The sequence below is a fragment of the Tenacibaculum sp. UWU-22 genome, from assembly GCF_041021355.1.
Lineage (GTDB): Bacteria > Bacteroidota > Bacteroidia > Flavobacteriales > Flavobacteriaceae > Polaribacter.
In genome coordinates this window covers 1-3725 of the sequence record NZ_JBFNGP010000011.1, presented here as the reverse complement: position 1 = coordinate 3725, position 3725 = coordinate 1, and the positions used below count along the sequence as shown (strand labels likewise).

The 3725-nt window shown below is 30.0% G+C and carries 3 protein-coding genes; all 3 read left to right on the top strand.

All coding sequences use genetic code 11. From position 1 onward, the window contains the following. Positions 1 to 243 precede the first annotated feature (243 nt). The 3 genes from AB2B44_RS10505 to AB2B44_RS10495 all read left to right on the top strand — a co-directional run bounded on the left by AB2B44_RS10505 (position 244) and on the right by AB2B44_RS10495 (position 3490). The gene (locus AB2B44_RS10505; protein WP_369049539.1) at positions 244 to 2004 is read left to right on the top strand and encodes an ATP-dependent endonuclease; all 1761 of its coding nucleotides are present in this window, start codon (positions 244 to 246) and stop codon (positions 2002 to 2004) included. Positions 2005 to 2179: 175 nt separating this feature from the next. Beyond that, the gene (locus AB2B44_RS10500) at positions 2180 to 2578 is read left to right on the top strand and encodes a hypothetical protein (RefSeq protein WP_369049538.1); all 399 of its coding nucleotides are present in this window, start codon (positions 2180 to 2182) and stop codon (positions 2576 to 2578) included. A gap of 186 nt (positions 2579 to 2764) precedes the next feature. Beyond that, positions 2765 to 3490: a hypothetical protein gene (locus AB2B44_RS10495; RefSeq protein ID WP_369049537.1), complete on the top strand. Its 726-nt coding sequence runs from the start codon at positions 2765 to 2767 to the stop codon at positions 3488 to 3490. The last annotated feature ends 235 nt before the right edge of the window (positions 3491 to 3725 follow it).

Below are 3725 nucleotides of genomic sequence, written 5' to 3'. Positions count from 1 at the left end.
AATAGCGAAAAAGGGAATTGTAATCTTGGAATATTTGGACAGCTATTCCAAAACGTTCTCTATAAAAAGAATGGAATTAAAAAACACGCTACAACACCGGCTATAGTTCATTGCTTCTGACTTTCCTATCGGAAAGTCCTCGCAAATTTGCTATCTTCGGTTTACGGCGGAAAATCCTCGCGGATTTTCACGCAACGAAACCATAGCCAAACACGTTAGCCACAAGTAAAAATAACATCCCGAATGAAATTTAAACTTTCCGAATTTACTATTAAAAATTTTCGCTCGATATCAAGTATCAAGTTGATAATAAATGATGGAAATCTAATTACAATTTGCGGTTCTAACAATGTTGGAAAAACAAATTTTCTTCGAGCTTTGAATTTGTTTTTTGACCCACAAATTGAAAATTTTAGTGCAGAAGAAGATATTCCATATCATATTGTGGAAGGTTCAAGAGGTCAAGGTTATGCAATTTCATTAAAAGCAAAAATCATTGAAATTGAAAGTAATATTGCTTATTCAATATCTCAAAGTTTTACAGAAAAAAAAGGGATAAAAGAAATAACGCTTAAAGGGAAAAGAGACAACATTGACTTAACAGAAAAAGAAATTCGTGATTTTCTTACTAAAAATTTCAAATTCTTTTTTGTAGAGGCTAGCAATGTCAATATACCAAAGTTAGTTTCCGAAATAGTAAACGATGAAATATTACCTTTAGGTTTAGATAAAAGAAGAGGTAAAAATCAAAAAGATTCGTTAGCTAAACTTGACGAATTTATTGAATTATCTAAACAGACAGTTGGTAAAATAGAAAATGAATTAACCAAAATTTTCCAAAGTCTATTAAAAGATGTTGATTCCATAGATTCCAATGATTGGAAACTTCAAATAAGATTTCCCGAATATTTATTTTTAAGAGATGCAATTTCTAAAATTATTGAGTTTACTTTATTCGATACGAATGAGCGAAAGCTAGAAACAAAGGGAAGTGGAATTCAAAGAACAATTCTATTATCACTAATTCAATATGTGAATTCAAGAACCAAAAAAGATATTATTTGGGCAATTGATGAACCCGAAGCGTTTCTTCAAGCAGGTCTGCAAAAAAGTTTGTACTCGAAACTAGTTTCAGAATCAAATTCAAGTCAGATTATAATAACGACTCATTCACATTTTTTTATAGATGTTAATGATTTAAAGAACACTTTCTTGTTTGAAGGAACAAAAGAACTAAAAGAATATTCACGAAAAAAAGGTTTGCTATTTTATAAATTAAACACTGTAATTTTCAAAGGGTCAAATTTTGAACAAGCACAAAAAATAAAAGAAAATTTTGGAATTGGCAGAAACGATTCTTGGGAAGTTATGCCCTTTAATTTACTCGTTGAAGGACAAGAAGATAAAGACTTATTTATTGCGTTAATGAAAAAATTTAATCTTCCTATTCCTAACATTTTAGTTGGTGGTGGAGTTGATAAATATCCAGGTTTTTTACAATTTTTAAATGATTTCTGTTCTGAACTAGAATATAAACCTAAAATAGTTGCAATTTTTGACAGAGATTCAGCTGGTCGAAATCGATTCAATTCGTTAAATAATAAAACGTATGATTGTTTAGAACTTAATTGTTCCTTTATAAATCGTTTTGACGATGAAAAATTTAATGACATTGAACTTGAGGACTTTATTTATCCTGATTTATTTTTTGATTCCGTAAATAAATTTTTGAGGAAGAAAAAATATTCTCAAATTAAAAAAAGCGACAGAAAGAAAAGAACACTTCCTGCATACAATAGAAAAGCTATTCTGGATTTCACTACTGAAATTTGTAGACAGAACAATGAAGATAAAAATGAAATTAATTTTAATACTTTAAATATGAAACTGTTTTTATCTAAAACCATTTGTGATACAATTTCAAAAAAAGACCTTTCAGCTTATGACAAAGAACATCCAAAAATTAAACAATATTTGAAAGAAATAATAAATACCTGTGGCTAACAATGTATAAAAATAATAGCGGTTTATTCGTTAAAACGAAAGTAAGTAAATATAAAAAAGGTCTGTGTTTAACCGAAAAGTTAGTGTGTGAAAATCCGCTACTATTTTTATACTAGACCGTTGTGGTGCATTTGAACGCAACTATATTAAAGATTACACATATTAAAAAAAAATTATGAAAAAAGCATTAATCTTTTTATTAATTGAATTTTTGATTTCAAATTGCTCAAATGACAATGATATTTCAAATCAAATAGTCGGAAATTGGAAATTAACCGAAGCCAAATTTTATGGGCTTGAAGGAGAAGACTCGATTGACTATTCTAATAAAAATATAAATTACAATTTTAAGTCAAACGGAATTCTAGTCGTTTCTGGTGGAGATAACGCAGGATACGCAAACGGAGAATATCATTATTTTTTTGGAAAAGACCATTTAGGAGGAAATACTGACCCAAAAATATTATTAGTGAAAATAAATATCTCAAAATGGACTTACGGTTTGACTAATGGAAAAATGACTTTAGGGCAATCTTATGTTGACGGGCCAAATTTAATATTTGAACGCAATTAAAAAAACGACCCCACAACACGGTATAACCGCAATTACGGCGGATTCGACTACGTCCGAATCCACTCGGAATTGCTAACGGTTGGTATAAACTGAAATTTTGTATATTTAAATCCGTAACTGACGGTTATACTAACACGTTGTGTGCAAGCAAAACAAACACTCTGCACGAAATAAAAACAAGGAATAATGACAGTTGACATAAATTTTAATGTTCACTCTGATGCTCGTGGTGGAGACCCTGACAGTACAAGTCCAACTTTAAGAAAATATCATAAAATACTTTGGAGTAAACCTTTGCCAAACGGAATTTTTTTTGAACTGATTACAACCAAAACTGGAGCTTATTTATATCATAATTCAGAACTTGGAGAATTCTCGCTGGGAAGTGATGCAATAACACACTCATATAGAAATCAGAAAAGAAAACAATGGCTAATAAAACAAGTTTCTAACGAAGTAAATGAACTTTTCGACATCGGAAGTACAATTGGAGCTTACACTGTTTTTCCTAAAAACAAAATTGATAATAAATTTACCATCAATCAAGCAAGAGGTGTTAATAGCTTAATTGACGACAGATTTGATTTAACATTAGAATGTATTCGCCTATCTTACGAAGGACAAGGAAACCCTCTATATGACACATTTTTGAGATATAAAAAATTTTTTGAACTGTTTGATAATTTTAGCGGTTATGTAGATTTCTTTTTGCTTAATGACCTTTTGGACGAAAATCAAAATGTAAAATTCTATTTACCATTCGATAATTTCAAAACAAAACCTACTTTTAACGGAATTGAGGACTATAAGTTATATAAAAAAGGAGTTACAAATTTTGTTAAATCGAGAAACAAACGGATTGAAAATTACATAAAACTGAATACAAAAATGCCAGCACACAACAATGTATAACCGCAATTACGGCGGATTCGACTTCGTCCGAATCCACTCGGAATTGCTAACGGTTGGCATAAACTGAAATTTTGTATATTTAAATCCGTAACTGACGGTTATACTAATACGTTAGCAACAAGCAAAACCAACCAATGGCAAAAAAGAAAATACCAATCGAAAAACAGGAAGTTGTCTTAACTAAACCTAAAGATGTTTTTGAAAAAGAATTGAACGACAGAATTGAAATAGGTAA